Source organism: Streptomyces sp. UH6 (assembly GCF_013421635.1).
Classification (GTDB): domain Bacteria; phylum Actinomycetota; class Actinomycetes; order Streptomycetales; family Streptomycetaceae; genus Streptomyces; species Streptomyces abyssomicinicus.
Genome location: NZ_JACADT010000719.1, coordinates 1 through 2,914, shown reverse-complemented (window position 1 = coordinate 2,914; position 2,914 = coordinate 1). Strand labels below are relative to the sequence as shown.

The 2,914-nt window shown below is 71.3% G+C and carries 2 protein-coding genes; one reads left to right on the top strand and one right to left on the bottom strand.

Going from position 1 to position 2,914, the window contains the following annotated elements; all coding sequences use genetic code 11:
• Window positions 1-238 precede the first annotated feature (238 nt).
• Complete coding sequence (locus HW445_RS24795; protein ID WP_180223157.1) at window positions 239-1,273, top strand: glycosyltransferase family 2 protein; 1,035 nt, start codon at window positions 239-241, stop codon at window positions 1,271-1,273.
• 153 nt (window positions 1,274-1,426) lie between these two features.
• Here the strand turns inward: HW445_RS24795 and HW445_RS24790 are convergent.
• On the bottom strand, window positions 1,427-2,914 hold a 1,488-nt coding region (locus HW445_RS24790; RefSeq protein ID WP_257231271.1), incomplete at its 5' end, for an LCP family protein.

Genomic DNA, 2,914 nt, shown 5'->3' with positions numbered 1-2,914 from the left:
TCCCGGCACCGTGCCGCGCAGTGGCCGACGGCGTCGGGGGTCCGGTCGTTCGGGCGGTCGGGGCGGCGTGGCGGGCAAGGGGCGTACACCTCCGCGAGGGCCTGGGAGGGCCTGGGGGCCCGCAAACGGGCCATATGCATCCGTTCCGTGAGCACGGTAGGCCGATACGATCTGCTGCCCGGTGCCCCGGCGGGACGGCGCGCGCCCAGGTCCCCCGATCGCGGTAACGTGAGGGCTGATGAACGCCAATTCCGCCGCGCCGCTTCCCGCCGTGTCCGTGATCATGCCGGTCCTCGATGAGGAGCGGCACCTTCGCGAGGCAGTCCGCGCCATCCTCGCCCAGGAGTACGCGGGCGAGATGGAGGTCGTGATCGCCCTCGGCCCGTCCACGGACCGCACGGACGAGATCGCCGCCGAGCTCGTCCGCGAGGACCCCCGTGTGCACACGGTCCCCAACCCGACCGGTCGCACCCCCGCGGCGCTGAACGCCGCGATCAAGGCGTCCCGCCACCCGGTCGTGGTCCGCGTCGACGGCCACGGGATGCTCTCGCCGAACTACATCGCCACCGCCGTCCGCCTCCTGGAGGAGACCGGCGCGCAGAACGTCGGCGGCATCATGCACGCCGAGGGCGAGAACGACTGGGAGCACGCGGTCGCCGCGGCCATGACCTCGAAGATCGGCGTGGGCAACGCGGCCTTCCACACCGGCGGCGCGGCCGCCCCGGCCGAGACGGTCTACCTGGGCGTCTTCCGCCGCGAGGCGCTGGAGCAGCAGGGCGGCTACAACGTCGAGTTCATCCGGGCCCAGGACTGGGAGCTCAACTTCCGGATCCGTGAGGCGGGCGGCCTGATCTGGTTCTCGCCCGAGCTGCGGGTCTCCTACCGGCCGCGGCCCAGCGTCAAGGCGCTGGCCAAGCAGTACAAGGACTACGGCCGCTGGCGGCACGTCGTCGCCCGCTACCACCAGGGCTCCATCAACCTGCGCTACCTCGCCCCGCCGGCCGCCGTGTGCGCCATCGCCGCCGGTCTGGTCGCGGGCGTGACCCTCACCCCGTGGGCGCTGGTGATACCCGGCGGCTACCTGGCGGCGATCGTCGCGGGCTCGGTGCCGGCCGGCAAGGGCCTGCCGCTCAAGGCACGGCTCCAGATCCCGGTCGCCCTGGCCACCATGCACATGTCCTGGGGCTTCGGCTTCCTCACCAGCCCCAGGTCCCTGGCCCGCAAGGTGATCGCCTCCCGCCGCCCGGCGGTGCTCGCCCCGGCGAACGACTGACCGGCCGAAGCGCACGAGGCCCGCACGAGGCCCGCGAAGGCCCGTACGAGGGCCCGCGGGAAGGCCCGCACGAGAACACGCACGAGGAGGGGCCCCGGTCGATCCGACCGGGGCCCCTCCTCGTGCGCCGACGCCTGCGGACGCCGGTCGCCGCTACCAGGTGTAGATGTCCTCCGCGACCTCCATGCAGTTCTTCTCCTCGCCGTTCTGCGCGCCCGCGCTCTCCGGGAGGTCGCCCTCCTCCAGGACGTTCTCCTTCGGGTAGGAGTCGCCCTCGCGCCAGTCGGCGCCGACCGTCAGCGTCACACCGTTGACGTCGGCCGACTTCTTCACCGAGCTGGCCGGAATGCCCAGCGACTCGGCGACCCGCAGGGCGTCGCCCTTGAGGTCGGCGCTCGGGTACTGCACCACCGTCCGCTTGGCGGGTTTCGTCGCCGCGCCGTCCTTCGCGGCGAGCGCGAAGCCCTGGCCGGCCAGCACCTGCTGGATCGCCCCGGCGCGGCCCTGCACGGCCGCCAGCGTCTCGCTCGCGGTGCCGTTGCGGACCTGGACGGCGATCTGCCCGTCGGGCGCGGCCTCGTCCTTCGGCCCGGAGTCCGGCTTCCCGCCCTTCGTGCCGTTGCGGTCGAAGGGCACGTCGTCCTGAAGCATCGCCCAGAGCTTGTCGGCGTCGCCAGCCCGGGGGATCAGGCGGTTCGGGTCCTGCGGCCACGGGTCGTTCGGCATGGTGGTCGTGGTGATGCGGTTGATGGGGATCTCCTTCATCTCCATCGCCAGGCCGGCCAGCTTCGCGACGCTGCCGATCTCCTCGGAGACCTTCAGGGCGTTGGTGGCGGCCTCCGCCAGGTCCATCAGCTCGCCGCTGTCCGTGAAGATGTTCTGCTCCTGCAGCTCCCGCATCATCGAGTTGATGTACATCTGCTGGGCCTTGGCGCGCATCTGGTCGCTGCCCCAGGCGTGCCGGGTCCGCAGCCACTGGAGCGCCTGCTCGCCCTTGACGGGGTGGGTGCCCGCCTCGAGCTTCAGCCCCGATCCGCCCCGCTGCGCCGCGGTCGACCGGTCCCAGACGTTCTGCTCGACGCAGACGTCGACGCCGCCGATCGCGTCGGCCATCTCGACCACGCCGATGAAGTCGATGACGATCCAGTGGTCGATGTAGACCCCGGTGAGGTTCTCCCAGGTCGACAGGGTGCAGCCCGGGCCGCCGCGCTGGAGCGTGGAGTTGATCATGCCGTAGGTCGCCGGGTAGGTCGTGTCCTCCTCGGCGTCGCGGCACTCGGGGATCTGCACCATGGTGTCGCGGGGGATGCTCACCATCGAGGCGCTCTTCCGGTCCGCCGAGAGGTGGAGCAGCATCTGCACGTCGGCGCGGGGCTTCTGCCCGACGTTCTCCTTGCTGCCGCCCAGCTTCAGGTTCCTCGGATCGTTGCGGTCGTCGGACCCCAGGACGAGGATGTTCAGCGGGGTCTGACCCGCGGCGTTCGGTTTGGTCTTCTTGGCGTTTGACTTCCCGCCGGCACGGGCATCCGTGTCGATGTTGCCGTTGAGGTGCTGGTAGTACAGGTAACCGGCCACACCGGTGCCGACTATCAGGAACGCCATGACGAGCGCCGTCCAGCGCAGCACGCGCCGTCTTCGGCC

What these genes read in the sequence shown, in the direction of transcription:
- HW445_RS24795 (WP_180223157.1), top strand. Translation starts at nt 239, where the DNA reads ATGAACGCCAATTCCGCCGCGCCGCTTCCCGCCGTGTCCGTGATCATG.